This is a genomic window from Phytobacter cepae, assembly GCF_054165735.1.
Genome location: NZ_CM135107.1, coordinates 2,608,382 through 2,633,560, shown reverse-complemented (window position 1 = coordinate 2,633,560; position 25,179 = coordinate 2,608,382). Strand labels below are relative to the sequence as shown.

General features: G+C 53.7%; 29 protein-coding genes. 15 read left to right on the top strand and 14 right to left on the bottom strand.

Annotated features, from left to right (window positions below; all coding sequences use genetic code 11):
* Positions 1 to 16: 16 nt before the first annotated feature.
* Together speG and ACUY4Q_RS12215 are read right to left on the bottom strand one after the other, a co-directional pair.
* Positions 17 to 577: a spermidine N1-acetyltransferase gene (gene speG / locus ACUY4Q_RS12220; RefSeq protein ID WP_458043038.1), complete on the bottom strand. Its 561-nt coding sequence runs from the start codon at positions 575 to 577 to the stop codon at positions 17 to 19.
* A 65-nt stretch (positions 578 to 642) separates the two neighbouring features.
* Positions 643 to 984 carry a DUF1283 family protein gene (locus ACUY4Q_RS12215; protein ID WP_458043037.1) on the bottom strand — a complete coding sequence of 114 codons (342 nt, stop codon included), beginning with the start codon at positions 982 to 984 and terminating at the stop codon, positions 643 to 645.
* Between the two features lie 146 nt (positions 985 to 1,130).
* Between ACUY4Q_RS12215 and ACUY4Q_RS12210 the strand changes: the two genes are divergently transcribed.
* From ACUY4Q_RS12210 to ACUY4Q_RS12190, 5 genes are all read left to right on the top strand, one after another.
* Positions 1,131 to 1,460 (top strand): YnfA family protein, encoded by a 330-nt coding sequence (locus ACUY4Q_RS12210; protein ID WP_458043036.1) that lies wholly within the window; start codon positions 1,131 to 1,133, stop codon positions 1,458 to 1,460.
* 112 nt (positions 1,461 to 1,572) lie between these two features.
* Positions 1,573 to 2,787: a starvation-sensing protein RspA gene (gene rspA / locus ACUY4Q_RS12205; RefSeq protein WP_458043035.1), complete on the top strand. Its 1,215-nt coding sequence runs from the start codon at positions 1,573 to 1,575 to the stop codon at positions 2,785 to 2,787.
* A gap of 14 nt (positions 2,788 to 2,801) precedes the next feature.
* Entirely contained in the window at positions 2,802 to 3,818 is a 1,017-nt protein-coding gene (locus tag ACUY4Q_RS12200; RefSeq protein ID WP_458043034.1) for a Zn-dependent oxidoreductase, read from the top strand.
* 58 nt (positions 3,819 to 3,876) lie between these two features.
* Positions 3,877 to 5,253, top strand: a complete 1,377-nt coding sequence (locus ACUY4Q_RS12195) for an MFS transporter (RefSeq protein WP_458043033.1) — start codon at positions 3,877 to 3,879, stop codon at positions 5,251 to 5,253.
* A gap of 174 nt (positions 5,254 to 5,427) precedes the next feature.
* Positions 5,428 to 6,891 (top strand): mannitol dehydrogenase family protein, encoded by a 1,464-nt coding sequence (locus tag ACUY4Q_RS12190; protein WP_458043032.1) that lies wholly within the window; start codon positions 5,428 to 5,430, stop codon positions 6,889 to 6,891.
* Between the two features lie 35 nt (positions 6,892 to 6,926).
* On the opposite strand, the gene ydfZ is transcribed toward ACUY4Q_RS12190, so the two are convergent.
* From ydfZ to ydfG, 3 genes are all read right to left on the bottom strand, one after another.
* A complete protein-coding gene (ydfZ, locus tag ACUY4Q_RS12185; protein ID WP_458043031.1) occupies positions 6,927 to 7,130 on the bottom strand; it encodes a putative selenium delivery protein YdfZ in 204 nt (67 codons plus the stop codon).
* Positions 7,131 to 7,303: 173 nt separating this feature from the next.
* Positions 7,304 to 7,990, bottom strand: coding sequence for a GntR family transcriptional regulator (locus tag ACUY4Q_RS12180; protein WP_458043030.1), 687 nt, complete (start codon positions 7,988 to 7,990; stop codon positions 7,304 to 7,306).
* 90 nt (positions 7,991 to 8,080) lie between these two features.
* Positions 8,081 to 8,830 (bottom strand): bifunctional NADP-dependent 3-hydroxy acid dehydrogenase/3-hydroxypropionate dehydrogenase YdfG, encoded by a 750-nt coding sequence (gene ydfG, locus ACUY4Q_RS12175; RefSeq protein WP_458043029.1) that lies wholly within the window; start codon positions 8,828 to 8,830, stop codon positions 8,081 to 8,083.
* A 213-nt stretch (positions 8,831 to 9,043) separates the two neighbouring features.
* Here ydfG and dcp point away from each other — a divergent pair, with 213 nt between their 5' ends.
* From dcp to ACUY4Q_RS12155, 4 genes are all read left to right on the top strand, one after another.
* Positions 9,044 to 11,089, top strand: coding sequence for a peptidyl-dipeptidase Dcp (dcp, locus tag ACUY4Q_RS12170; protein ID WP_458043028.1), 2,046 nt, complete (start codon positions 9,044 to 9,046; stop codon positions 11,087 to 11,089).
* Positions 11,090 to 11,268: 179 nt separating this feature from the next.
* On the top strand, positions 11,269 to 11,511 hold the full coding sequence (locus ACUY4Q_RS12165) for an HTH-like domain-containing protein (RefSeq protein ID WP_458043027.1): 243 nt from the start codon (positions 11,269 to 11,271) through the stop codon (positions 11,509 to 11,511).
* A gap of 143 nt (positions 11,512 to 11,654) precedes the next feature.
* The gene (locus ACUY4Q_RS12160) at positions 11,655 to 12,260 is read left to right on the top strand and encodes a class I SAM-dependent DNA methyltransferase (RefSeq protein WP_458043026.1); all 606 of its coding nucleotides are present in this window, start codon (positions 11,655 to 11,657) and stop codon (positions 12,258 to 12,260) included.
* 105 nt (positions 12,261 to 12,365) lie between these two features.
* Positions 12,366 to 12,563 (top strand): hypothetical protein, encoded by a 198-nt coding sequence (locus ACUY4Q_RS12155; RefSeq protein WP_458043025.1) that lies wholly within the window; start codon positions 12,366 to 12,368, stop codon positions 12,561 to 12,563.
* 320 nt (positions 12,564 to 12,883) lie between these two features.
* On the opposite strand, the gene mgtS is transcribed toward ACUY4Q_RS12155, so the two are convergent.
* Both mgtS and ftrA read right to left on the bottom strand, forming a co-directional pair.
* Positions 12,884 to 12,979 carry a protein MgtS gene (gene mgtS, locus ACUY4Q_RS12150; protein WP_458043024.1) on the bottom strand — a complete coding sequence of 32 codons (96 nt, stop codon included), beginning with the start codon at positions 12,977 to 12,979 and terminating at the stop codon, positions 12,884 to 12,886.
* Between the two features lie 107 nt (positions 12,980 to 13,086).
* Positions 13,087 to 14,091: a transcriptional regulator FtrA gene (gene ftrA / locus ACUY4Q_RS12145; protein ID WP_458043023.1), complete on the bottom strand. Its 1,005-nt coding sequence runs from the start codon at positions 14,089 to 14,091 to the stop codon at positions 13,087 to 13,089.
* A 67-nt stretch (positions 14,092 to 14,158) separates the two neighbouring features.
* On the opposite strand from ftrA, the gene ACUY4Q_RS12140 reads away from it, so the two are divergent.
* The 3 genes from ACUY4Q_RS12140 to ACUY4Q_RS12130 all read left to right on the top strand — a co-directional run bounded on the left by ACUY4Q_RS12140 (position 14,159) and on the right by ACUY4Q_RS12130 (position 17,179).
* Entirely contained in the window at positions 14,159 to 14,554 is a 396-nt protein-coding gene (locus ACUY4Q_RS12140) for a rhodanese-like domain-containing protein (RefSeq protein WP_458043022.1), read from the top strand.
* 152 nt (positions 14,555 to 14,706) lie between these two features.
* Positions 14,707 to 15,810, top strand: coding sequence for a cobalamin-independent methionine synthase II family protein (locus ACUY4Q_RS12135; protein ID WP_458043021.1), 1,104 nt, complete (start codon positions 14,707 to 14,709; stop codon positions 15,808 to 15,810).
* Between the two features lie 145 nt (positions 15,811 to 15,955).
* Positions 15,956 to 17,179: an MFS transporter gene (locus ACUY4Q_RS12130; protein WP_458043020.1), complete on the top strand. Its 1,224-nt coding sequence runs from the start codon at positions 15,956 to 15,958 to the stop codon at positions 17,177 to 17,179.
* Here ACUY4Q_RS12130 and ydeE read toward each other — a convergent pair.
* Positions 17,176 to 18,378: an efflux MFS transporter YdeE gene (gene ydeE / locus ACUY4Q_RS12125; protein ID WP_458043019.1), complete on the bottom strand. Its 1,203-nt coding sequence runs from the start codon at positions 18,376 to 18,378 to the stop codon at positions 17,176 to 17,178. The genes ACUY4Q_RS12130 and ydeE overlap by 4 nt on opposite strands.
* A gap of 196 nt (positions 18,379 to 18,574) precedes the next feature.
* Here ydeE and eamA point away from each other — a divergent pair, with 196 nt between their 5' ends.
* A complete protein-coding gene (eamA, locus tag ACUY4Q_RS12120) occupies positions 18,575 to 19,474 on the top strand; it encodes an O-acetylserine/cysteine exporter (RefSeq protein ID WP_458043018.1) in 900 nt (299 codons plus the stop codon).
* A 31-nt stretch (positions 19,475 to 19,505) separates the two neighbouring features.
* On the opposite strand, the gene marB is transcribed toward eamA, so the two are convergent.
* The 3 genes from marB to marR are packed head-to-tail and all read right to left on the bottom strand — an operon-like array spanning position 19,506 to position 20,588.
* The gene (marB, locus tag ACUY4Q_RS12115; RefSeq protein ID WP_458043017.1) at positions 19,506 to 19,721 is read right to left on the bottom strand and encodes a multiple antibiotic resistance protein MarB; all 216 of its coding nucleotides are present in this window, start codon (positions 19,719 to 19,721) and stop codon (positions 19,506 to 19,508) included.
* A gap of 31 nt (positions 19,722 to 19,752) precedes the next feature.
* Complete coding sequence (gene marA, locus ACUY4Q_RS12110; protein ID WP_437434031.1) at positions 19,753 to 20,136, bottom strand: MDR efflux pump AcrAB transcriptional activator MarA; 384 nt, start codon at positions 20,134 to 20,136, stop codon at positions 19,753 to 19,755.
* A gap of 17 nt (positions 20,137 to 20,153) precedes the next feature.
* Positions 20,154 to 20,588: a multiple antibiotic resistance transcriptional regulator MarR gene (marR, locus tag ACUY4Q_RS12105; protein WP_437890648.1), complete on the bottom strand. Its 435-nt coding sequence runs from the start codon at positions 20,586 to 20,588 to the stop codon at positions 20,154 to 20,156.
* Between the two features lie 238 nt (positions 20,589 to 20,826).
* Here marR and ACUY4Q_RS12100 point away from each other — a divergent pair, with 238 nt between their 5' ends.
* Positions 20,827 to 21,501, top strand: coding sequence for a MarC family NAAT transporter (locus ACUY4Q_RS12100; RefSeq protein WP_458043016.1), 675 nt, complete (start codon positions 20,827 to 20,829; stop codon positions 21,499 to 21,501).
* A gap of 117 nt (positions 21,502 to 21,618) precedes the next feature.
* Here the strand turns inward: ACUY4Q_RS12100 and ACUY4Q_RS12095 are convergent, their stop codons facing one another.
* On the bottom strand, positions 21,619 to 22,821 hold the full coding sequence (locus ACUY4Q_RS12095; RefSeq protein ID WP_458043015.1) for a sugar transporter: 1,203 nt from the start codon (positions 22,819 to 22,821) through the stop codon (positions 21,619 to 21,621).
* A gap of 172 nt (positions 22,822 to 22,993) precedes the next feature.
* Between ACUY4Q_RS12095 and ACUY4Q_RS12090 the strand changes: the two genes are divergently transcribed.
* On the top strand, positions 22,994 to 23,788 hold the full coding sequence (locus tag ACUY4Q_RS12090) for a PhzF family phenazine biosynthesis protein (protein WP_458043014.1): 795 nt from the start codon (positions 22,994 to 22,996) through the stop codon (positions 23,786 to 23,788).
* Between the two features lie 475 nt (positions 23,789 to 24,263).
* Here the strand turns inward: ACUY4Q_RS12090 and ACUY4Q_RS12085 are convergent, their stop codons facing one another.
* Both ACUY4Q_RS12085 and ACUY4Q_RS12080 read right to left on the bottom strand, forming a co-directional pair.
* Positions 24,264 to 24,449 (bottom strand): hypothetical protein, encoded by a 186-nt coding sequence (locus ACUY4Q_RS12085; protein WP_458043013.1) that lies wholly within the window; start codon positions 24,447 to 24,449, stop codon positions 24,264 to 24,266.
* A 52-nt stretch (positions 24,450 to 24,501) separates the two neighbouring features.
* Positions 24,502 to 25,179: an SDR family NAD(P)-dependent oxidoreductase gene (locus tag ACUY4Q_RS12080; RefSeq protein ID WP_458043012.1), complete on the bottom strand. Its 678-nt coding sequence runs from the start codon at positions 25,177 to 25,179 to the stop codon at positions 24,502 to 24,504.

The following is a 25,179-nucleotide window of genomic DNA, read 5'->3' as shown; positions in this document are numbered from 1 at the left end:
CGTCAGGCCCGCCGCGCTATTGTGCGGTGGGTTTTAATAAGGTGCCGCCAGGCTGTTTATGCTCCGCCAGGTACTGCTGCTGAAAAATACACATTCGGATCGTGTTGCGGTATTCGCCGTTGATAAAGAATTCATGGATGAGTTCACCTTCCACCTGAAACCCCAGCTTGCGATAGATGTGGACGGCCTTCTCATTCTCTTTATCAACAATCAAATACAACTTGTATAAATTCAGCACCATAAAGCCGTAATCCATTGCCAGCCTTGCCGCTTTTGAGGCCAGCCCCTGGCCCTGAAATTCCGGCGAGATGATGATCTGAAATTCTGCCCGTCGATGAACGTGGTTAATCTCAACCAGTTCGACCAGACCCGCTTTCACTTCATTGCATTCGATAACAAAACGGCGTTCGCTCTGGTCGTGGATATGTTTATCGTAAAGATCGGAGAGTTCGACAAACGCCTCGTAGGGTTCTTCAAACCAGTAGCGCATAACGCTGGCGTTGTTATCCAACTGGTGGACGAAGCGCAAATCCTCCCGCTCAAGCGGACGAAGTTTGACCTGTCTGTTATCAGTCATGGGGAAATCCTTTTGGGTACGGCGAAGCAGAAGGGCGTCAGGCGACGCCCCGGTCGTGCAGAAGATTAAGGTGTAATCTGGCGGCCAGTGCGGCGGTCAAGGCAGCGCAGCGTGTTCGGCTCCCAGTAGGCATTGACGTTCGCGCTTTTGTGGCAATTATCCTGCGCATCAAAGGCAACGTCGGTTTTATCCCACTCTTTTTCCACACGCTTGTTCACTTTATGGCGCAGGTTGCGCGTGTCGTCCCACTGCTCTTTTTCCATGGAAGCCTGCTGGCGCGATTGTGCGCTGTCGCCGGATTCAATGATCAGTTTATCGGTTTTTGCGGATGCGCCGGCGGTGTACATAATGGCAGCCAATGTTAGCATTGCCGTCAGGCACAGGCGTTTGCTCAGTGTAATATTCATGGTGATTTCCTTCAGTGAAAGTGGCGCAACGTCCATGCATCAAGTGTACTTGATTCACCCGTACGAAGGTAGCCGCCGGGAAGTCCCAATCTTAGTGGATTTTCCGGTAAGATAGTTCAACCTGAGCTTAATGAAAATCCTCTCTGATGCTGAAAACAACCTGTCTCTTTTTCCTTACCGCCTTGTGCGAAATCATTGGCTGTTTCTTACCCTGGCTCTGGCTTAAACGCGGTTCAACGCCGTTATTGTTGATCCCTGCGGCCATCGCGCTGGCGCTGTTTGTCTGGCTGTTAACCCTGCATCCTGCCGCCAGTGGGCGGGTTTACGCAGCCTATGGCGGCGTGTACGTTTGTACGGCGCTGTTGTGGCTCCGGGTGGTGGATGGCGTCAGGCTCAGTCTCTACGACTGGATGGGCGCGGCTATTGCCTTATGCGGCATGTTAATTATTGTGGCGGGTTGGGGGCGTGCAGGATGAGTCGTTAATTTTCTGTGATCGGAAGCGCTTTTTTCGATCATTATACTTGTATGGTAGTAGCCCTGTTGCGTAAATTCTCTGCATCAAGAGACATGATGTAAGGAATTTGTGCATGAAAATCGTAGGGGCTGAAGTGTTCGTGACCAGTCCGGGTCGCAACTTTGTCACATTAAAAATCACCACCGACGAGGGGATCATTGGCCTCGGCGACGCCACGTTGAACGGGCGTGAATTGTCCGTGGCGTCCTATCTGAAAGATCACCTTTGCCCGCAGTTGATTGGTCGCGATGCACATCGCATTGAAGACATCTGGCAGTTTTTCTATAAAGGCGCGTACTGGCGTCGTGGCCCGGTCACCATGTCTGCAATTTCTGCAGTCGACATGGCGCTATGGGACATCAAAGCCAAAGCCGCCAATATGCCGTTGTATCAGTTGCTGGGCGGGGCCTCACGCGAAGGGGTGATGGTTTACTGCCACACTACCGGTCATACCATTGATGATGTGCTGGAAGATTACGCGCGTCACAAAGAGATGGGTTTCAAAGCCATTCGCGTTCAGTGCGGCGTGCCGGGAATGAAAACGACCTACGGTATGTCGAAAGGTAAGGGCCTGGCCTATGAGCCTGCTACCAAAGGTCAGTGGCCGGAAGAGCAACTCTGGTCCACTGAAAAATACCTCGATTTCACACCCAAGCTGTTTGATGCGGTACGTAATCAGTTCGGCTTCAACGAACACATGCTGCATGACATGCACCACCGCTTGACCCCCATCGAAGCCGCGCGCTTTGGCAAGAGCATTGAAGATTACCGTCTGTTCTGGATGGAAGATCCGACCCCGGCAGAAAACCAGGAGTGCTTCCGCCTGATTCGTCAGCACACCGTCACGCCCATTGCCGTTGGCGAAGTCTTTAACAGCATCTGGGATTGTAAGCAGCTGATTGAAGAGCAGCTTATCGATTACATCCGTACCACCATCACCCACGCGGGCGGCATCACCGGCATGCGCCGTATTGCCGATTTTGCCTCGCTTTACCAGGTGCGCACCGGCTCACACGGCCCCTCTGACTTGTCACCGATTTGCCACGCCGCCGCCCTGCATTTTGATCTGTGGGTGCCGAACTTTGGCGTGCAGGAGTACATGGGGTACTCCGAACAAATGCTGGAGGTCTTCCCGCACAGCTGGCGCTTCGATAACGGCTACATGCACCCGGGTGATAAGCCAGGGTTGGGCATCGAATTTGACGAAAAACTGGCCGCTAAATATCCCTACGATCCTGCCTATCTGCCGGTCGCCCGCCTGGAAGATGGCACGTTGTGGAACTGGTAACCGAGGTAAAAATAATGAAAAGCGTAGTAATAGAACAACCGAATCAGTTAGTGATTGAAGAACGTGCGTTGCCTGAACCGGCCAACGGAGAAGTGCGCGTGAAAGTGCAACTCGCCGGGATTTGCGGCTCAGACAGTCACATTTATCGCGGGCACAACCCGTTTGCCAAATACCCGCGCGTCATCGGTCACGAATTTTATGGCCTGATTGATGCCGTCGGGGAAGGCGTCTCTGCTGACCGTTTAGGCCAGCGAGTCTCCGTTGACCCGGTTATCAGCTGCGGCCACTGCTATCCGTGCTCCATCGGCAAACCCAACGTGTGTACCTCGTTGGTCGTGCTGGGTGTGCACCGTGACGGTGGGTTCAGTCAGTACGCGGTGGTGCCTGAACGCAATGCGTTTGTCATACCGGATTCTATTCCTGATGAAAACGCCGTCATGGTCGAACCGTTCACTATCGCTGCAAACGTCACGGGGCAGGTGAGCCCAACCGAGAATGACATTGCACTGATTTACGGTGCCGGCCCCATGGGTCTGGTCACGCTGCAGGCGCTGAAAGGTGTTTACAACGTCAAGCAGGTTATCGTGGCGGATCGTATCGACGAGCGGCTGGCAATGGCGGAACGTAGCGGTGCGGACTGGGTAATTAACAACAGCGAGAAAACGCTGCAATCCGTGCTGGAAGAGAAGGGTATCAAGCCGACCATTATTGTTGATGCGGCCTGTCATCCGTCGATTTTGCAGGAAGCCATTACGCTGGCCTCTCCGGCGGCGCGCATTGTCATCATGGGCTTCTCCAGCGACCCGTGCCAGATAGTGCAGCAGGGCATCACCGGTAAAGAGTTGTCTATTTTTTCCTCACGCCTTAACGCCAATAAATTCCCGGTGGTGATCGACTGGCTGGCGCGCGGCCTTATCGATCCCACAAAGTTAGTGACGCATAAATTTGACTATCAACATGTCACAGACGCGATTGAACTGTTCGAAAAAGATCAGCGCAAGTGCTGCAAGGTCTTGCTGACGTTCAATTAATTACAATGAAAAATGCGGTGAAGCGGTACGCATCTTACTCTTTTTTGAGATAGCCATTATGACGCAAGTTAAACCTGAAAGAACGACCTCTGACCTGGTGAAGGCCGCTGTATCCGGCTGGCTGGGTACCGCGCTGGAGTTTATGGACTTCCAGCTCTACTCGCTGGGCGCTGCCCTGGTTTTCCATGAGATCTTTTTCCCTGAACAATCCGCTGCTATGGCACTTATTCTGGCAATGGGTACCTACGGCGCGGGCTACATCGCGCGTATTGTCGGCGCCTTCTTCTTTGGCCGGATGGGAGACCGCATTGGCCGTAAGAAAGTACTGTTTATCACCATTACCATGATGGGGATCTGTACTACCCTGATTGGCGTGCTGCCAACCTATGCGCAAATCGGTATTTTTGCGCCGGTGTTACTGGTGACGCTGCGTATTATCCAGGGGCTGGGCGCAGGGGCTGAAATCTCCGGTGCGGGGACGATGCTGGCAGAATATGCGCCAAAAGGTAAACGCGGGATCATCTCTTCCCTGGTCGCCATGGGCACCAACTGCGGCACTTTGAGCGCGACGGCTATCTGGGCTGTCATGTTCTTTGCCCTGAGCCGTGAAGAGCTGGTGGCATGGGGCTGGCGTGTGCCGTTCCTGGCAAGTGTGGTGGTGATGATCTTTGCCATCTGGCTGCGTATGAACCTGAAAGAGAGCCCGGTATTTGAGCAGGTTAGCGAAGGTGAAAGTGCGCCAGCGAAAGCCCAGCCTGAAAAAACGGGCCTTGGCGCAATGTTCACCAGCAAATCATTCTGGCTGGCGACAGGTCTGCGTTTCGGGCAGGCAGGTAACTCCGGTTTGATTCAGACCTTCCTGGCAGGCTACCTGGTTCAGACACTGCTGTTTGAAAAACGTATCCCGACCGATGCCCTGATGATAAGCTCCGTGATTGGTTTCCTGACCATCCCGTTCCTCGGTTGGCTGTCCGATAAGATTGGTCGCCGCATCCCGTACATTATCATGTGTATTTCGGCGATTATCCTCGCCTACCCGATGCTGTCGATCATCGTCGACAAGAGCTACAGCCCGGGCGTGATCATGCTGTCTATCATCGTCATCCATAACGTTGCTGTCCTGGGGCTGTTTGCGCTGGAAAACATCACCATGGCCGAGATGTTCGGCTCCCGTAACCGCTTTACCCGTATGGCGATTTCGAAAGAGGCGGGTGGTCTGGTGGCGGTGGGCTTTGGTCCTGTTCTGGCCGGTATTTTCTGTAACATGACCGGCTCATGGTGGCCCATCGTGGTCATGTTGATCAGTTACTCCGTAATTGGTCTGATTTCAGCACTGCTGATGCCGGAAGTGCGTGACCGTGACCTTAACCTGCCGGAAGATGCGGCGGAAGCTTCGCCCACCGTTTCGACCGCAGCCTCGCGTAACTTTGTTTAATTCCTGACCCTACACCGAGTGGAAAGATAAGCCACGGCGCAGGGGAGAATTAAGCAACATTTAGTTACCATTCTAGTCAGTGTAGTCAGCAAAAGCTGTCGCAAATCATAGTCTGGTTTGCGGCAGTCATTAATCTAATGAACCACTGTTTCATTTAATAAGACGAGTCTCTCCATGGAAAACAGACTGTTAACGGCGACAGCCACATTACCCTCTTACGATCGTAGCAAACTGGTTCCCCGCATTGTGCATCTTGGTTTTGGCGCATTCCACCGTGCGCATCAGTCGGTCTATGCCGACATTCTGGCATCTGAACACGGCAGCGACTGGGGATATTGCGAAGTCAATCTGATTGGCGGTGAGCAGCAGATCGCCGATCTGAAAGCGCAGGATAATCTTTACACCGTGGCAGAGATGTCTGCCGATGCATGGACCGCGCGCGTGGTGGGTGTGGCTACGCGTGCATTACATGCCAATGTGGATGGTATGGAAACCGTACTGGCGGCCATGTGTGAACCTCAGGTCGCCATCGTCTCTTTGACCATCACCGAAAAAGGTTATGGCCACTCGCCGGCGACCGGTCAACTGGTGCGGGATACGCCGTTTATCGCGGCCGACCTGCAAAACCCGCATCAGCCAAAATCCGCTGCCGGGGTGATCGTTGAAGCACTGGCGCGCCGTAAAGCCGCAGGGCTTGCGCCGTTCACCGTGATGTCCTGCGACAACATGCCGGAAAACGGTCATGTCACCCGCAACGTTATTTGCGCGTTTGCCCGTGCCGTTAACGCCGAACTGGCTGACTGGATTGAGGCGAACGTTACCTTCCCGTCAACCATGGTTGACCGTATCGTGCCCGCCGTAACGGCGGATACGCTGGACAAAATCGAACAGATTACCGGCGTGCGCGATCCGGCAGGCGTAGCCTGTGAACCGTTCCGTCAGTGGGTCATTGAAGACAACTTTGTGGCCGGTCGCCCTGAGTGGGAAAAGGCAGGCGCTGAGCTGGTGGCAGACGTGGTGCCTTTCGAAGAGATGAAACTGCGCATGCTCAACGGCAGCCACTCTTTCCTGGCCTACCTGGGCTATCTTGCGGGCTATCAGCACATTAATGAATGCATGGAAGATGACAATTATCGCCGTGCAGCGCACACGTTGATGTTGGCTGAGCAGGCACCAACGCTGAAGGTCAAAGGGGTGGATCTTGCCCACTATGCAGACCTGTTGATCGCGCGCTACAGCAACACCGCGCTGCGTCACCGCACCTGGCAGATTGCCATGGACGGCAGCCAGAAACTGCCACAACGTATGCTGGACTCCGTACGCTGGCATCGGGTACACAATCACGAATTCAAACTGCTGGCATTGGGCATTGCAGGCTGGATGCGTTATGTCGGTGGTGTTGACGAGCAGGGTCAGGCGATTGAAGTGAGCGATCCGCTATTGGCTGTCATTCAGCAGGCGGTAAATAGCAGTGCAGAAGGCGAAGCCCGCGTGAAGGCGCTGCTAGGGATTGAGGCGATTTTTGGTACCGAACTGCCGTTGGATACGACTTTTGTTCAACAGGTGCTTGCTGCCTATCAGGCTTTGCTGGCCAACGGCGCGAAAGCCACGGTTGCCCAGTACATCGCGACGTTCTGAGTCATGAATGCCGCCGTCCGGCGGCATTCTCACCATTAGTGCAGGCCGAGGCGAATCAGTTCAACCGGTTCAAACTGGCCTTCACAACCCTCTACTTCCACCGTTTTGCTGCGACGAAGCTGGCCCGCATTGAGGCCATCGCCGTGTATAGCCACGATTTTGCCGGTACGGCCAGTGCCATTAATCATCACACGGCTGCCAGTGGTAATAGGATTACGATTACGATCATAAGTCATCATGGTGGTTTCTCCTTTTATCATCCGCAAACTATGCCGGGGCAGAAGGCGTCCCCGTAACGGACGCCCTTATAAATACGCTTTTGCTGAGATGATTTTTTGTTTTTGATCAACGTCACACTTTTTTATCGGCTAAAAAAGCACGACGTTGCACAAAGGGAGAAAAGAAGTAGGGGTTAGTCTTCGCTAAACCAGTCGCGGTTTTCCTGGCTTATCAGTTTTACCGAGGCGCTGATCTCCTGCAAATGCTGGGTCATAGCTTTGTCCACGGCATCGGCATCGCGCTTTTCCAGCGCCACGAAAATATCGTTATGCTGACGCAACAGCATCTCCGGCGGCGAGACATGGTCGAGACTCATGTAACGCACGCGGTCAATGGTCGCTTTGATGTTTTCAATGGTGTCCCAGGCGAGCTGGCAATCGGCGATTAAGGCCAGTTTCTGGTGAAATTCATCGTCAAGCTGGAAGAAATCATCAAGCTGTTTGCGCTCAATGGCGATCCGCTGCTGATTCAGGTTCTGTTCCAGCTGATAGCAATGGCTGTCGGTCACCATGCCAGCCGCACGACGGGCAACCGCACACTCAATCGCCTGACGCACAAAGCAGCCATTGCGTACCTGACTCAGGGAAATTTTGTTGACGTAGCTGCCACGCTGAGGGCGGATCTGAATCAGACCATTTTCCGCGAGCTTGATAAAAGCTTCACGAACGGGCTGCCGTGAGACATCGAAACGCACCGACACTTCTTTCTCAGAGAGGGGGGTACCCGGGGGGATCAGGCAATGGACGATATCCTGACGCAAAATGCGGTAGATTTGCTGATTAACGGGCTGTGTCGGATTGAGTTGGGTTTCGACGGTCATTCGCGCTTACTTTTTATGAGGTTAACCTGGGTACCATACCACTTATTCACCGCCGTTCCCATACCCGGCCCGCAGGCCGGGAGGAGAAAATTAACCTTCGCGGTGAACGCTCAGACCCGCGTAGGTCTGACTGACCGGCATCATTTCCAGAGTGTTGATGTTGACATGTTTTGGCAATGTGGCAACCCACCAGACCGCTTCGGTGACATCTTCAGGGGAGAGGGCGTTGGTGTTTTCGTAGGTTTTTCCGGCTTTGTTGTCATCGCCTTTGAAGCGAACGTTGGAGAATTCCGTGCCACCCACGAGGCCCGGTTCAAGGTTGGTCACACGGATCGCCGTGCCGTGCAGGTCAGTACGCAGGTTCAGACTGAACTGACGAACAAAGGCTTTGGTTGCGCCGTAAACGTTGCCGCCCGCGTAAGGCCAGCTTCCTGCGGTGGAACCCACATTGATGATATGACCACGATTACGTTCAACCATGCCAGGCAACACGGCGCGCGTCATGTAGACCAGCCCTTTGTTGTTGGTATCAATCATCGTTTCCCAGTCATCAATATTGGCTTTGTGCGCAGGCTCAAGTCCCAGCGCCAGGCCCGCGTTGTTCACCAGTACATCAATGTCCTGCCATTCTGCAGGAAGACTGGCGAGCATTTCTTCGATAGCCGCGCGGTTACGCACATCCACCTGCGCGGTGTAGAGGTTGTCGCCCAGTTCATCTTTCAGTTCTTGCAGACGTTCCTGACGGCGACCGGTAGCAATGACCTTATGCCCGTTTTGTAAGAAACGACGCGTAATACTCTCACCAAAACCCGCCGTTGCTCCGGTAACTAAAATAATCATCTCACTGTTCCTCAACGCTTTTTATGATGTATTACCATAGCATGCACGACAACTCAGGGTTAGCCCTGATATGTTGCAGTATTGTGCTTTCTTCATCATTTTATGTTGCCCGCCGCTGATGCGGGTAAGATTTTTTATGCAACCCGATGAATGCATTGCGATACGTTCAGCGCATGCCTAATCTGCTGTGACTAACCCTATCAGGAGTGGAACATGTTGGTAACAAATCCTTTCTTTGGCATCAGTGCGCTGCCGTATCAGGCTCCTCCCTTCGATCGCATTCATCAGGATCATTACCGACCGGCTTTTGATAAGGGGGTCGCGCAAAAACGCGCCGAGGTGCAAGCTATCGCGGAAAACGTGGAACCCGCGACGTTTGCCAATACTGTTCTTGCCCTGGAAGTGAGTGGAGAACTCCTGACGCGGGTGACCCAGGTCTTTTTTGCGATGACCTCTGCGCACACTAACGATTTTTTGCAGCAGCTTGATGAGGAATTTTCCACCGAGCTTGCGCAACTGGCGAACGATATTTACCTCAATGGGGCGTTATTTGCTCGCATTGATGCCGTGTGGCAAAACCGTCAAACCGCTGGACTTGATGCAGAATCGCTGCGGCTGGTCGAGGTGCTCTGGCAAAAATTTAAGCTGGCAGGGGCGACACTGAATGATGAAGATAAACAAGCCCTCAAGGCACTGAATACGGAAGCCGCAGGCCTCACCAGTCAGTTCAACCAACGTCTACTGGCCGCTGACAAAGCGGGTGGGCTGGTGGTGGATTATTTGCACCAGCTCGATGGGCTGAGCGAGGAAGCGATTGCTGCTGCGGCCTCTGCGGCAAAAGATAAAGGGTTGAAAGACCGCTGGCTGCTCACGTTGCTCAATACCACCCAACAGCCTTTACTCGCCTCACTGCGCGATCGGCAAACCCGTGAAAATCTGTTTCGTGCCAGCACCCAACGAACGTCTAAAAGCGACGCTAACGACACCCGCAGCATCGTGTTACGGCTGGCCGAATTGCGGGCGAAGCAGGCACAATTGTTGGGCTTCCCGGATTACGCCAGCTGGAAAATTGCCGATCAGATGGCAGGAACGCCGCAGGCTGCCTTCGAATTTATGCGCGGGATTGCGTTGGCTGCACGCTTCAGAGCGGAGCGAGAGCTGGCCGATATCCAGAAGGTTGTTGACGATCAGCAGGGTGGATTTACCGCGCAGGCATGGGACTGGTTGTGGTATGCCGAGCAGGTGCGACTGGCAAAATTTGATGTTGATGACGCGCAAATTGCGCCGTACTTTGCCCTCGACAATACCCTGATTGACGGTGTCTTCTACACCGCAACGCAACTGTTTGGCATTCGCTTTGTCGAGCGTTTCGACATTCCTGTTTACCATCCTGATGTGCGTGTCTGGGAAATTTTCGACGCCGATGGCAAAGGTATGGCGCTGTTCTATGGCGATTTCTTTGCCAGGGACTCGAAAAGCGGCGGTGCATGGATGGGCAATTTCGTGGAACAGTCCACTCTGGCTGACACCCTGCCGGTTATCTATAACGTCTGTAATTACCAGAAACCTGCCGACGGCCAGGCGGCGCTGCTCTCCTGGGACGATGTGGTAACACTGTTCCACGAATTTGGCCACACGCTGCACGGTCTGTTCGCCAGTCAGCGTTATGCGACGCTCTCGGGAACCAACACGCCGCGGGATTTTGTCGAATTTCCGTCACAAATCAATGAGCACTGGGCCAGCCATCCGGCGGTATTTACCCGATACGCTCGGCACTACCAGAGCGGTGAGCCAATGCCGGAAGCATTGCGCGATAAAATGCTGCGCAGTACTCAGTTCAATAAAGGCTACGACATGACCGAACTGCTCAGTGCCGCCCTGTTGGATATGAACTGGCACAGTTTGCGTGCGGATGAACAAATTGATGATGTGGATACCTTCGAAACCGAGGCCATTCACCGTGAATCACTCGACATGGATGCCGTCCCACCTCGCTATCGCAGCAGCTATTTTGCCCATATTTTCGGCGGCGGCTACGCGGCGGGGTATTACGCCTATCTGTGGACGCAGATGCTGGCGGATGATGGTTACCAGTGGTTTGTCGATAACGGTGGATTGACGCGTGAAAACGGGCAAAAATTCCGCGACGCGATTTTATCACGCGGGAACAGTACTGATTTAGCTGAACTTTATCGGCAGTGGCGCGGGCACGACCCGTTGATTGAACCGATGCTGGTGAATCGCGGATTGAGCGAATAGCACATTTCAGTGAACAAGGAAGCCGGGCAGATAATCCCGGCTTTTTGCTTTCTGCCGTCCACAATGCACCGTGAAAGAAAAAAATAGGATATATCTTCATATTGTGAATACTGACGTCACAAAACCATCAGAGCAATATGCTACAAAACGTTTCGCGCATTAATTAAAAGGTATTTTCAATGGGTAGCGAGCAAGAGATTTATGCAGCCATTAAGAAAGCGCTCAGCGAAGCTCCGCCGCGTGCAAAACTGGCAGAGATGCATTTACAGCTCATTAAATACGCCGATCAACTCAAGCACCTTCCACGGGACGAAATCTGCGACGGAATAGGGATTAATCAATCCTTCAGGACCGTGGTGGCAAAAATGTTCAAAATTGTCGATCGGCTGAAAGCGGCGGGGCTTGATACCAGGAAGATTTAAACGCTGTCTCAGTGAGGCAGTGAGCAGGTTGATGTTTTGCTTTAAATACCCATAGCGCATGATACATTTGATATAACCATAACGCTCTGGCACTGGCCGGAGCTTTTTCTTTTTAAACGCTTGCAAAGCAGGGCAGTCAACTCATGACAAATCACGCAGCGGAAAATATTCTGTCTATTTACGAGCGTCATGCCGACGCTTTTGCAACGCGCCGCGCGCGTACGTTGCAGGAGAAATCATGGTTGGATAAATTCGCGCAAAGACTGAAACCCTCAGCGACGATTCTGGATATCGGATGCGGTAATGGCCAGCCTATTGCTGAGTATTTCGTGCAACGTGGGTATACCCTCACCGGGGTTGATGGTGCCGCGGCCATGATTGGGCGAGCTCGGACGTCTTTCCCGCAACAGCGGTGGTTCCATCAGGATATGCGCCAGCTCCGGCTGGAAGAAACCTTTGATGGTTTGCTCGCCTGGGATAGTTTTTTTCACCTGAATCAGCAGGATCAGCGCGCCATGTTCCCGATATTTGCTGCTCATAGCCATAGTGGCAGTCTGCTCATGTTCACCAGCGGGCCCGATAATGGAATTGCAATGGGCGAATTTGAAGGTGAGCCATTATTTCATGCGAGCCTGTCTCCGGGTGAGTATCGTGCTTTGCTTAGTGACAATGGATTTGAAGTGATAGAGGTCGTGTTTGAAGATCCAGACTGTACCGGGCATTCGGTCTGGCTCAGTCAAAGAGGCTAGCTCGGTATTTTTCTCATACCAATGGCGGGTTTTTGTAACCTGTGCTGGACGTTGCCTTAAGCTGTGCTAAATTTTTTTCGGGCACTTTTGTGGAGAATCATGCTTATGAAATTCAATGACGAGCGCACGGGACTCATTGGATTAGCCATTGGCGCGGCGGTCATTGGGCTGGTATCGGCGGGTAAAGCCATTAACCGGGACAGCATCATTGAAGAGATCGAGCGTCAGGGCCGAAACCGGGGTGATGGCGTTGAAGATGAGGTCTTTACTGAAGCGGCCAGGCTGGTGATGAAAGGCAAATAGGTCGAGCGGACTTCGCTGAATGGCTTAATTTAACACGTCAGATGTTGAGAACTGTCACACATTGAACAAAGAGTGGGTCTGGACTGGGGTAACCCTCACGCCGTTTAGGATTCATTGAAGATGCGGTGGGTAGAGTGATTTTGATCCGCAAATCTCCTCACCGAAGCGGGATGGCGATAAGACCAAAACACAAATCTATCCATGCAAGCTTTTACCGTCAGTTCACTGGCGGTTTTTTTTCATCTGCAATACTGAAATGAACAAAAGCCCCTTACGTCTTCACGTAAGGGGCTTTCACTGCGGGGGATTATCGCCGTTCATTAGTCATCCCATTTATGGCTAAAATACGCAGCCAGAAATCCAGAAAATATGATGATTCCCAGTACTGCAATAAATACGTGCATATTTCCTAACATGATTACTCTCCCATTAATTAATTTTACCTTCCTCACTTACCTTAATCGTTGCCGCGATGGGAGAGAGATTACCTTATTGAATCTAAACAAACGCTGAATTAGGTGAATTATTTAGCGGTGAGGGTAAATTTTTGCCGAAACTGCCCGGGGGACAGGGCGTAATGCTGTTGAAAATGATGACGTAAGGACGCCGCATTATTAAATCCGCATTGCCCGGCAACCTGTTCCAGCCCTATTTTTGACTGAGTGAGTAATTCTCTGGCCCGATGTAAACGTTCCTGGAGAATCCATCGTGCGGGTGTCATGCCAGTCGATTCTTCAAAGCGTCGCAAAAAGGTGCGGGGGCTCATCCCCACACGAGCGGCCAGCGACGCTACCGTATGGCGGGCGGTCAGTTGTTGATGAAGATAATCAAATAATTTTCCCAGCGTCTGGCTCTCGCGAGAACGCGCGACGGGGCGAGTGACGTGCTGAGTCTGCATCCCATCACGGTGGGGCTGCACCACCAGCCTGCGGGCAACGTTGTTGGCAACCTCCCGACCAAAATCCTGCCGGACGATATGCAGGCATAAATCGATGCCCGCTGCACTGCCTGCCGAGGTCATTACGTTGCCTTCATCGTAATAGAGGGCATCCTCCAGCACCTCAATGTGCGGGAAAAGATGCTGTAGCTGTTCGGTATAGCGCCAGTGCGTCGTGGCTTTGCGACCATTGAGTAATCCTGCTGCGGCAAGGACAAAAACGCCTGAACAGATAGACACAATACGGCAACCGCGCTGATGTGCCTCTTGCAGGGCTTTGCATAACGCATCGGGTACCGGCGTGTGCGCACCACGCCACCCCGGCACCACAATCGTATCCGCCTCGGTTAAGCGCTCCAGCCCCCCATCCGTCATCACGCGGATCCCACCTGTTGCCTGTAGCGAACCTTCATCCGCGGCCGCAACGGCAAACCGGTACCAGTTCTCTCCCAGTTCGGGGCGAGGTAAGCCAAAAATTTCCACGGCAACGCCAAATTCAAACGTACACAAGCCGTCATAGGCGAGGGCAACAACCTGATGGGGAGAACGGGGGGATCCTGAAATTGTCATTATTTTGCGGTTTTCTGTCATAACGCTATGCAGTCAGCGGTTGGGGTATTCATTACAGTAGAGTTAACACAAACACGGAGAAAACACGATGAGCACGGTAACTGACTTTCCAGCTGCATCACCAGAAGAAGCCGTTGGCCATTTTATGCGCCGCCTGAGCGTCGAGACAGATTGTGCCGATGTGCATTATGCCCTTAATAATGAAGAACAGGATTTCGTCCTGCTTCACGTGGTAGGGAGCGCTGAAGCCTTTGCCCGCAGGCATGTGCCTGGTGCATTACATCTTCCGCACCGGGAAATGACCCCGGCACGCATGGCCGAGTGGCCAAACGAGACGGTATTTGTTGTTTACTGCGCGGGTCCCCACTGTAACGGTGCGGACAGAGCGGCGCTTAAGCTGGCCCGAATGGGGCTGGCGGTCAAAATCATGATCGGTGGCCTAACCGGTTGGGAGGATGAAGGCTTCACCTTTGCCGCAACATGAAAATAATTCACGTGGGCTGAGGAATTCTCATTTGCGCGCCAGGAGGGATTATGGCATTTTGTTTGGACATTTAGCCATCCAGATGGCTAAAAATTCAAATAATGAACTATCACGTCAGGCAACTATCTTGCCTGCCGCGCAAGGAGAACACCATGCAACGCCAACAGGCCCCGTATCGCGCAGACGTCGTCGGCAGCTTTTTACGCCCCGACAGCATCAAACTCGCCCGCCAGCAATTTGCTCAGGGCGATATCAGCGCTGCACAACTGCGTGCGGTAGAAGATGCCGCCATCAAAGAGGTGGTACAGGCGCAGTGCGAGTGTGGATTGCATGTGGTCACCGACGGCGAATTTCGTCGTGCCTGGTGGCATTTTGACTTCTTTGATGGGCTGCAAGGCGTTGAACGTTATGAATCTGAGCAGGGTATTCAGTTCAATGGCGTGCAAACCAAAGCGCACAGCGTTCGCGTAACCGGCAAACTGGGCTTCGGTACGCACCCAATGCTGGAAGATTTCCGTTACCTGAAAAGCATCAGTGGCAATGCACAGCCGAAGATGACCATCCCAAGCCCGAGCGTGCTGCACTTCCGCGGTGGTCGTAAAGGCATAGATGCTGACGTTTACCCGGATCTGGCGGAGTACTTTGACGATCTGGCCACCACCTGGCGCGATGCAATCCATGCGTTTTATGAAGCCGGTTGTCGTTATCTGCAACTCGACGATACCGTCTGGGCCTACCTCTGTTCAGACGATCAGCGCCGCCAGATTTCTGAGCGTGGTGAAGATGCAGATGAGCTGGCACGCATATATGCCCGGGTATTGAACAAAGCGCTGGAAGGCAAGCCGGAAGACCTCACCATCGGGCTGCACGTCTGTCGCGGTAACTTCCGCTCGACCTGGATTTCAGAAGGCGGGTATGAGCCGGTTGCAGAAGTGCTGTTTGGCAGCGTCAACGTCGACGCCTTTTTCCTTGAGTATGACAACGATCGCTCCGGCGATTTTGCCCCGCTGCGCTTTGTGCGTCCGGGCAAACAGCAGGTGGTGCTGGGGCTGATCACCACCAAGAACGGCGAGCTGGAAAACCCGGAAGGCATCAAGGCCCGCCTGGAAGAAGCCGCGAAGTATGTGGATCTCAGTCAAATCTGCCTCAGCCCGCAATGTGGTTTTGCCTCTACGGAAGAGGGCAATTCCCTGACACCTGCGCAACAATGGGATAAAGTACGCCTCGTGACCCAAATTGCTGAGCAGGTCTGGTAAGCCAGACGGGCTAACGCATTCCATTTTTTTAAACGGACAGGTGGGGAAGCCCGCCTGTCCGTTTTGTCGTTCTCTCGTCACGGTGGACAAAAACAGAATAAGGACCGCAGGTGAAACAAATAAACGGCCAGGTCGGGAGTGTGCAGTGACTCCTCGGCGCGCTCTCCATTCAGCATCATTTCGCAACCTCTTTTCTGCCCGTTTACTCACCGTTCTGGGTAACGGCATCGCGCCGATTGCGCTGGCCTTTGCGGTCCTGGATATTGGCGGATCTGCTGCCGATCTGGGCATCGTGGTCGCCGCTCGCTCACTGTTTAATGTGGCATTTTTGCTGCTGGGAGGGGTACTGGCGGATCGTTATTCGCGCAGTCGGGTTATGGTCTCCTCTTCACTTGCCGCTGCGATTACGCAGGGCGTCGTGGCCTGGATAGTACTGGATGGCAGCGCAACGATCCCCTTATTAGCCATCCTTGGCGCATTAAACGGTGCCGCAGCCGGTATTGCACTGCCTGCCTCTTCCGCCATGGTGCCGCAGACGGTGTCGTTGCATAACCTGCGTGAAGCCAACGCGCTCATTCAGTTAGGGGTATACGGCGGGACGGTGATTGGCGCCTCCATGGGAGGATTACTGACCAGTGCCATCGGTCCGGGATGGGGACTGGCGATAGATGCCCTGGGTTTCGCTGCTGCTGCACCGCTCTATCAGCGAATTCGGGTGAACGCGATGCAGACGGAAAAATCGACGTCCAACATTTTGCAGGACCTGCGCGAAGGCTGGAAAGAGTTTATCGCCCGCAGTTGGGTCTGGGCGATAGTGGCACAGTTCACCATTATTAATGCAGCATTCAGCGGCGTGGTGATGGTGCTTGGTCCGATAGTGGCAGACAACACCTTTGGCCGCACCGGGTGGGGGTTTATCGTTGCCGCACAAAGCATTGGTCTTATTGTTGGTTCACTGATTGCGCTGCGCTGGCGGCCTCGTCGCGATCTGTTCGTGGGCGTTATTCTGGTCGGGTTATGCGCCATTCCGATGGTCATACTGGGCTTTTATCCGTCCACGCCGCTTTTAATGGTGGCCTTTTTCATGGCGGGCCTAGGCTTCGGTCAGTTTGGCGTGGTCTGGGCACAATCACTGCAAACCCATATCCCCGCACAAAAACTGGCGCGGGTATACGCTTACGATGCGATGGGATCGTTTATCGCGATCCCGGTAGGGGAAATTGCCGCCGGGCCACTGGCATTACAGTTTGGTAGCCCGACGGTACTGCTGGCCTGCGCCAGTGCGGTGGTGCTGGCAACCCTGGTGACGAGCTGGACGCCCTCTATTCGCCAGCTTGATAACCGGGCCCCGTTGCGCACCCATTCCTAAACCGGTTCGCTTTTGCTCATCTGCAACGGACCCAACGGTTTTGCCTGGATGCCGCGAACCATCGCAAGCCAGGCAAAAAAGGTCACCATAATGAGGATGGCAAACAGCGACCAACCAGGCATTGACGACAAAATTATCCCGGTCATCATCGGGTTCATTGCTGCCCCTAACCAGCCCAGCGCCTGGGCGGAAAAGTAGCTCGCTTTCATACCCGGTGGGGCAATATTGTCGATGAGCATGTATTCGCCCGGCGCATAGATAATCTCACCGACGGTAAACACAGCGGCCGATAACCCCCAGAACCACAGATTGCCACCCGAAAGCATAAACCCGACCAGACCCAGCATAAAACAGACCGTCCCTGCACCCATTAACGGGCGCAGGTTGGTCGCGCTCAATCGCCGGCCCACTGCATACTGAAGCGTCACCACCATCGCGGCGTTAACCGGGAGAACAACGGCGACCACTTTCTCAGCAAACGCATTGTCTGCCACCGACATCAGATACTGGGAAATACAGGACGCAAAAGAGCCGGCAACAAAAGAGGCAAGGAAACCGGAAAAGGTGAACCAGCGCAGCGCACGATCCTTTAACAACACCGATGGCGACCAGGCCACGCTGTTATCTTCGTTCGCATTGACGGTGATACGCTGGACGAACATCTGAATCACCACCACCGGAATAGCAGAGCAGGTGGCCGCCAGCAAAAAGGGCAGATTCAGGTTATACATCACCAACAGCGTGCCCAGCGGTGGGCCCACCGTCCAGCCGATGTTGATGACGCTGTAGTTAAGCGAGAAAATTTTTGCCTTGGCCGTCGCGCCCAGCGTGTCAGAAAAATAGGCTTTCAGTACCGTCGAGAAAACGGAATAAGCGCAGTTAATGATGGCGAAAAAGAGGACGACTAACCCGGCGTGATCCACGGCCGGAATGGCCGCAAAGCCAAGTAAAAAAGCGGACACCGCCAGTAGCATATAGCGTTTTTTATCGAATTTATCCGCAAGAATGCCAAAGCCTAAGCTGAACACCACGCCAATTGTCAGGGCGACAGTCAAGGCATAGCCCACCTGTTCCACACTCATACCATACTGGCGATTGAGGTAGATGGTCATGAAAGGCAGCGTTGCGCCGCGGCCAATGGTTAAAAGTAAAGAAGACGCCAGTAATGCGGCGATGGACCGCTGTTGTGATGAGATCATTTTCCTGCCCGACATGCTTGTTGTTATATTTTTTTGTGATGACTAACAGCAATATCATGCATAAAGCGTGATGTACACCGGTTGATTTGTTGGCAAATGCCAAAACTGACCTGCCAAAATTAATGATCTGTCTCTGGACTGATTTTTGCGTTAACGTAAATTCTTTACAAAAATTGAACAAAGACAGGGGCGATGAATGACGCGTAAAGATGGGTTGCTGGCACTGTTAGTGGTCGTGGTATGGGGCCTGAATTTTGTGGTGATCAAAATTGGTCTGCATAACATGCCGCCCTTGTTGCTGGCCGGTCTGCGTTTCGTGCTGGTGGCGTTTCCGGCGCTGCTTTTCGTTGCGCGCCCAAAAGTGCCCCTGACCTTATTGCTCGGTTATGGTCTGACCATCAGCTTCGGGCAATTTGCTTTCTTGTTTACTGCCATCAAATTTGGCATGCCGGCGGGTCTGGCCTCCCTGGTGCTGCAGGCGCAGGCTTTCTTCACCATCGTGCTGGGTGTCGGCGTATTTGGCGAGCGTTTACAGGCGAAGCAGGTGGCAGGCATCACCCTGGCGATTATCGGCGTGCTGGTGTTGATTGAATCGAGCCTCAACGGTCAGCATGTTCCACTGCTGGGCTTCCTGCTTACCTTGTCGGGCGCATTTTGCTGGGCCTGTGGCAACATCTTCAATAAAAAAATCATGCAGCATACGTCGCGTCCGGCAGTGATGTCGCTGGTGGTCTGGAGCGCGCTCATTCCGATTATTCCTTTTATGGTGGCCTCGCTGATTTTCGATGGCCCGGCGTTAATGCTGCAAAGCCTCGTCTCCATCGACCTGACGACAATTTTATCGCTGGTGTATTTGTCGTTGTTTGCCACCATTATTGGTTATGGCATCTGGGGGGCGTTGATGGGCCGTTATGAAACCTGGCGTGTTGCGCCTTTGTCACTGTTGGTGCCTGTAGTGGGTTTGGCTAGCGCCGCATTGCTGCTGGGTGAATCCATGACGCTTCTGCAACTCGCCGGGGCGGTGCTGATTATGGCGGGATTATATATCAACGTGTTTGGCTTACGATTCCGTCGGCAGGTCGCGGTCAAACCATAAAAAAAGCCCCGCAGGTGCGGGGCGAATACGGTCAGGTGCGCGTGTTGTAATAAGGCACGCCTAACTCGTCGGATTTATCACTGCCTGCACCCATATGATTGAAGTCGAACGGTGACTGGTCGTGGGCAGTGGGCATCACCATCACATCACGAATGTTCTGTTGTGCGGGGTGAGCGAATTGCTCCGCATAACTCTGGCCAGAAAACAGCACCATGAGGGTGATGGCGGCACAGGTAATACGTTTCATGATTTCCTCGATACGTCTTAAAACAGGCGAATTAGTAACTACAGTTATTGATGGGGAACAAATACCGGTTCTCACCGGGAATGTTGGTGACACGATACTTATGCGGCGGTACGTCAAAGTAGTTTTTGAACGTCCGGGTCAGGGTTTGTTGCGATTCAAACCCATAGCGCTCCGCAAGATACAGGATCGGTTCATTACTTTCTTTCAATTTTTGTGCGATTTCGGTCAGCTTACGGCTGCGGATGTATTGACCGAGCGAATGGCCGGTTTCTTTTTTAAACATCCGTTGCAGGTGCCATTTCGAATAACCCGAACGTTCTGAGACGCGCTCAAGCGACATCGGAGATTCCAGGTTCTCTTCAATCCAGCCTAAAATGCTATGAATAGTGATGGCGTCAGTATTGCGTCTGGACATCGTCATACCTCGTTGTTTTACGGCAAGACTTTCTTGAGCAAATACTCAAGCGTTGCCACTTCGTCTGCCGATAAGTTTTTTGTTAGTTCCTGGTGCAGGTCTTGCCCTACTAATTGGTGACATTGCTCAATCAACGCCTTGCCCTCGGTGGTTAACTGCACAAGGACGCCGCGCTTATCGTGTGGATTCGGGTGACGTTCAATCCAGCCTTTACAGACGAGCCTGTCCAGCATGCGCGTCAAAGCGCCCAAATCGACCGATAACACTTTTTTTAATTCGACCGGCGTGATGCACACCTGGCAGCGGATAGAGCAAAGCACCTTAAATTGCGTTGCCGTGATATCGAACGGAGACAGGTAGTCATTCAGTAAACGGTCTTTTTTCTGGTTAACCATATGGATCAAGCGACCAAGTGGAATGATTTCGTTAAACAGATCACTTGTGCTTTTCACAATGGTTGCCCCGGCAAGTAGATTAATCACGGTAGATATTATTGCTCAGGCAAGTATAAGTCAACTGAATGAATTAGCTTATGCCACGAATTGCTAAAGCAGCATAAAGGGCGCGCTTTAAGCGCACTATGCGGCTGAATTTCAACAGGAAAAGTATCCCTACGTAAAGCAATGTGAAGGGGCGCGGCGATAACGATATACTTCCCGCTACGATGGACTCTGCCGGAGAATGCAGCAAATGATGGATCTTTTTAAAGCAATTGGACTGGGGCTGGTGGTCTTGCTGCCACTGGCGAACCCGTTAACCACCGTGGCGCTGTTTCTGGGGCTTGCCGGGAACATGAACAGCACCCAACGCAACCAGCAGTCGAAAATGGCGTCGATCTATGTCTTCGCTATTATGATGGTGGCTTACTATGCCGGCCAGGTGGTGATGAACACCTTCGGCATCTCCATCCCCGGCCTGCGGATCGCAGGTGGCCTGATTGTGGCCTTTATCGGTTTTCGCATGCTGTTCCCACCGCAAAAAGCGCATGAAGCGCCTGAAGTGAAAACGAAGTCGGAAGAGCTGGAAGAAGAGCCTACGGCAAATATTGCCTTCGTGCCGCTGGCGATGCCGAGCACGGCAGGGCCCGGAACTATCGCGATGATCATCAGTTCTGCCGCCACGGTTCGCGATGGCAGCACCTTCCCTGAGTGGGTGGTATGGGTCGCGCCACCGCTGATTTTCGCTGCCGTTTCGCTGATTTTATGGGCAAGTTTGCGCAGTTCCGGTGCCATTATGCGTCTGGTGGGCAAGGGGGGGATTGAAGCCATTTCCCGTCTGATGGGCTTTCTGCTGGTCTGCATGGGCGTGCAGTTTATCATTAATGGCGTGCTGGAAATTATCACCCACTTCCCGGCGACACATTGATGGTGAGGAACGCTGGCATGCAGGTGATGAAAGAGGGGGTTTCGGGAAGGTAAGTCAGGCCAGATGAGCTGGCTACGCCGTCATCCCGCAAGTGAGGCAGGATGACGGCGTAACAGATTACATATGATGTGGCTGCTGGTTATCTTCAAGCGACACCGGCCAGCGACGGAAAATAATCACCGACCATACCAGCGCCGCAACGGCGGGAATGGCGCCGGCGTAGCCAATTGCCGACATCGACCACTGCAGGCTAATCTGATTCCCCACCAGCGCACCGGCACCGATGCCGATATTGAAAATCCCCGAGAACAGCGCCATCGCAACGTCGGTGGCATCCGGTGCCAGCGCCAGCACTTTTACCTGCATGCCAAGACCAATAATCATAATGGCCACGCCCCAGAACAGACTCAGCATGATGAGATGTTGTTCGCTGTCTGCGGCAGAGCGCAACAGCAACAGCGAAAGCACCAGCAGGCCGATTGCTCCGCTGATCAGCAATGAAGCATGTTTATTGCCGAGCTTGCCAAACAGAATGCTGCCCACAATGCCCGCACCGCCGAGAATCAGCAACAGCACCGTGGCGAAGTTACCGCTGAAACCGGCGACATCACGCACAAAGGGTTCAATGTAGCTGTAAGCCGTGTAATGCGCGGTCACGACGACAACCGTCAGCAGATAAATACTGAGCAGCGCCGGACGGCGAAAAAGGGCCGGCAGACTGCGCAGGGAACCGGAATGCTCGCTCGGCAGCGAAGGCAGCAGTTTGACGAGGCAGACCAGAGTCACCAGCGCGCCAAATCCGATGGCGAAGAAGGTGGTGCGCCAGCCAAAGTACTGCCCGACAACACGGCCAATCGGGATGCCAAGTACCATTGCCAGGGCGGTGCCGGTAGCAATCAGGCTCAGCGCCTGTGCACGTTTTCCTGCCGGTGCAAGGCGAATGGCCAGCGATGCCGTAATCGACCAGAAAATGGCATGCGCAAAGGCGATGCCAATACGGCTTATGACCAGAATCTCGAAATTCCACGCCAGGAATGAGAGCACATGACTGGCGATAAACAGGACGAAGAGGGCAATCAGCAGCTTGCGTCGCTCAACCTTACTGGTGAGCAGCATAAAGGGCAGCGACATCAAGGCCACGACCCAGGCATAGATGGTCAACATGATCCCCACCTGCGGCGTTTCCATATTGAAACTTTGCGCAATGTCCGACAGCAGCCCCACCGGCACGAATTCGGTGGTATTAAAAATGAACGCAGCAACGGCAAGCGTAACGACTCGCAGCCACGCGACTTTTCGTGAAACTATTTGTGTTGTCATAGTGTTTTGGGATTCGTAGCAGGAGAAGGAGTTGCGATGATCTTAAATCCATTTCTGCTCAAAATACAAACTTTTTGTGACGAAGATCTCAATTTCTATCGGATATGAACAATGACGTATGAATGTGATAAAACTAGGGAGGAAAAACAAAAGGAAAACAAAAGGAAACGCTATGCACACAATCGACTTTTACATGGTAGATGCTTTTAGTGACCGCACCTTTGGCGGTAACGCCGCCGCCGTCTGCCCGCTGACCGAATGGCTGTCTGACGCGCAACTGCTTAAGATGGCACAACAGCATAACCAATCTGAGACAGCGTTTTTTGTCCGCAATGACACTGGCTACGAACTGCGTTGGTTTACCACGCAATATGAAATCAACCTGTGCGGCCACGCCACGCTCGCCGCCGCGCATGTGATATTTGAATATCTCGACTTCCCGGATACCCAGATTCACTTCGATACCCGTTTTGTGGGCTCTCTCACCGTCACCCGTAACGGCGACTGGCTGACCCTCGATTTTCCGGCCTGGCAGACCGAAACGGTGGATGCACCGCCAGCATTGCTTTTCGAGACCCTGGGCATCAGTAGCGCCAAAGAGGTACGCGAGGCGCGTGATTACCTCGTCGTGCTGGAAAACCAGCAGCAGGTGGAGGCCATCACGCCAGACATTGCGGGCATGATCCCATTGGGTAAGATGGTCTGTATCACCGCCCCAGGGGACGATGACGATTTCGTCAGCCGTTTCTTCTGCCCGGGCGAGTCAGTGCCGGAAGATCCGGTGACGGGGTCCACGCACAGCATGTTGATTCCTTACTGGGGCGAGAAACTGGGTAAAAATGTGATGCAGGCTCGTCAGGTCTCTGCGCGTGGTGGTGATTTGCGCTGTGAATGGCGTGGCGACAGGGTGCTGATCGGCGGCCAGGCCACGACCTATTTGATGGGTAAGGTGTATCTGCGGGATTGATTTTTGCCGTATGGAGACTGACACTTTATCCGGCCTTCAGATTTTATCCTTCTTCCTGTGAGAGAGGGCCGGGGTAGGCGGCACCGGGGTTTGTTACGTTTACTGCCAGACTGGCTGAACCAGCAAAGGGGCGCGCTTTTCCCCCTCGCCCCACCGGGGAGAGGGCCGGGGTGAGGGGAACAGGCGGCACCGAGGTGTGTTCCGTTCACTTCCAGACCTGCTGAACATACTAAATCTGTCACCCGTGAACGTGCAAAGGGGGCCACCGCGGCCCCCTTTGCAATCCCCGCGGCCCCGCACGGAAACCGGTGCTGCGCACTGCGCTCGCCTCCCGGCCCTCAGCCTGCGGCCGGTTTGACTCGCCGTCCTGGCTCGACAAACCTCTGCCCGCCCTCCCTGGCGGCCAGACCTTGTCTTCCGGCCTCCGGCTCGCCGGTTTCAGCGGGGACACAACACCCTCGCTGTAAGTCCGGAATCAAATGAAAAAAAGAGTAGCTTCAGGATCTCCAACAAACAGCGAAATCGTTTTATCTTCAGCGCAGTTTCTTGCAGCGAGGGTTTTCTGATCCGGCTGAAAATCGATGCGGTGTTGACGGCTGGCCGGGGCCGCCCGCAGAGAGGCGGCGACGAGCCTCCCTTGCACGTAAAGTGAACGGAACATTCCGCTGTTCTGGCATGTTCACCTCAATACTGAGCACCCGCTCTGGTGGCTTTCATTTCAACGATGCCCCCCCACACATCACCAACTCCTGACCGGTGATTGCCGCCGCATCCGCCGACAGCACAAACCCCACCAGTGCCGCCACTTCACGAGGTTCAATCAATCGCCCGATAGGGGGTATGTTGGGTGGGGAACTCGACCGCCCCGGTGCGTTTAACATCGGCGTTTGTGTAGCACCTGGCGCAACCACATTCGCTGTAATGCCCCGAGGGGCAAGTTCCGCCGCCCAACTGCGTACCATGCCAACGAGTGCCGCTTTAGTCGCCACGTACTGAGAGCGATCCGCCGCGCCACGGGAGGTGCGGCTGCCGATAATCACAATGCGGCCGCCATGTGACATCTGCGGGGCAAAATGATTGACCAGGGTTTCAGCGGCCAGCACATGCAGTTGCCAGAGCTGCTGACTGACATCCGCAGTTAACTTACCCAATGGCGCGGCGGCCATCATACCCGCGGCGTGGATCACCGCGTCCGGTACTGGCAGCGTGGTCAGCGTATCAGCCAGAGCGACACTGTCGCTCAAATCCACACACACGCTCTCAAACGCAGGCGCGTCACGCACTACCTTTGAGCGACTGAGCCCCGTCACCCGCCAGCCTTGCTCAAGCAACCTGCTGACAATCGCTTCACCAATCCCCGAACTGGCCCCGGTAACAACCGCATGTGGCAT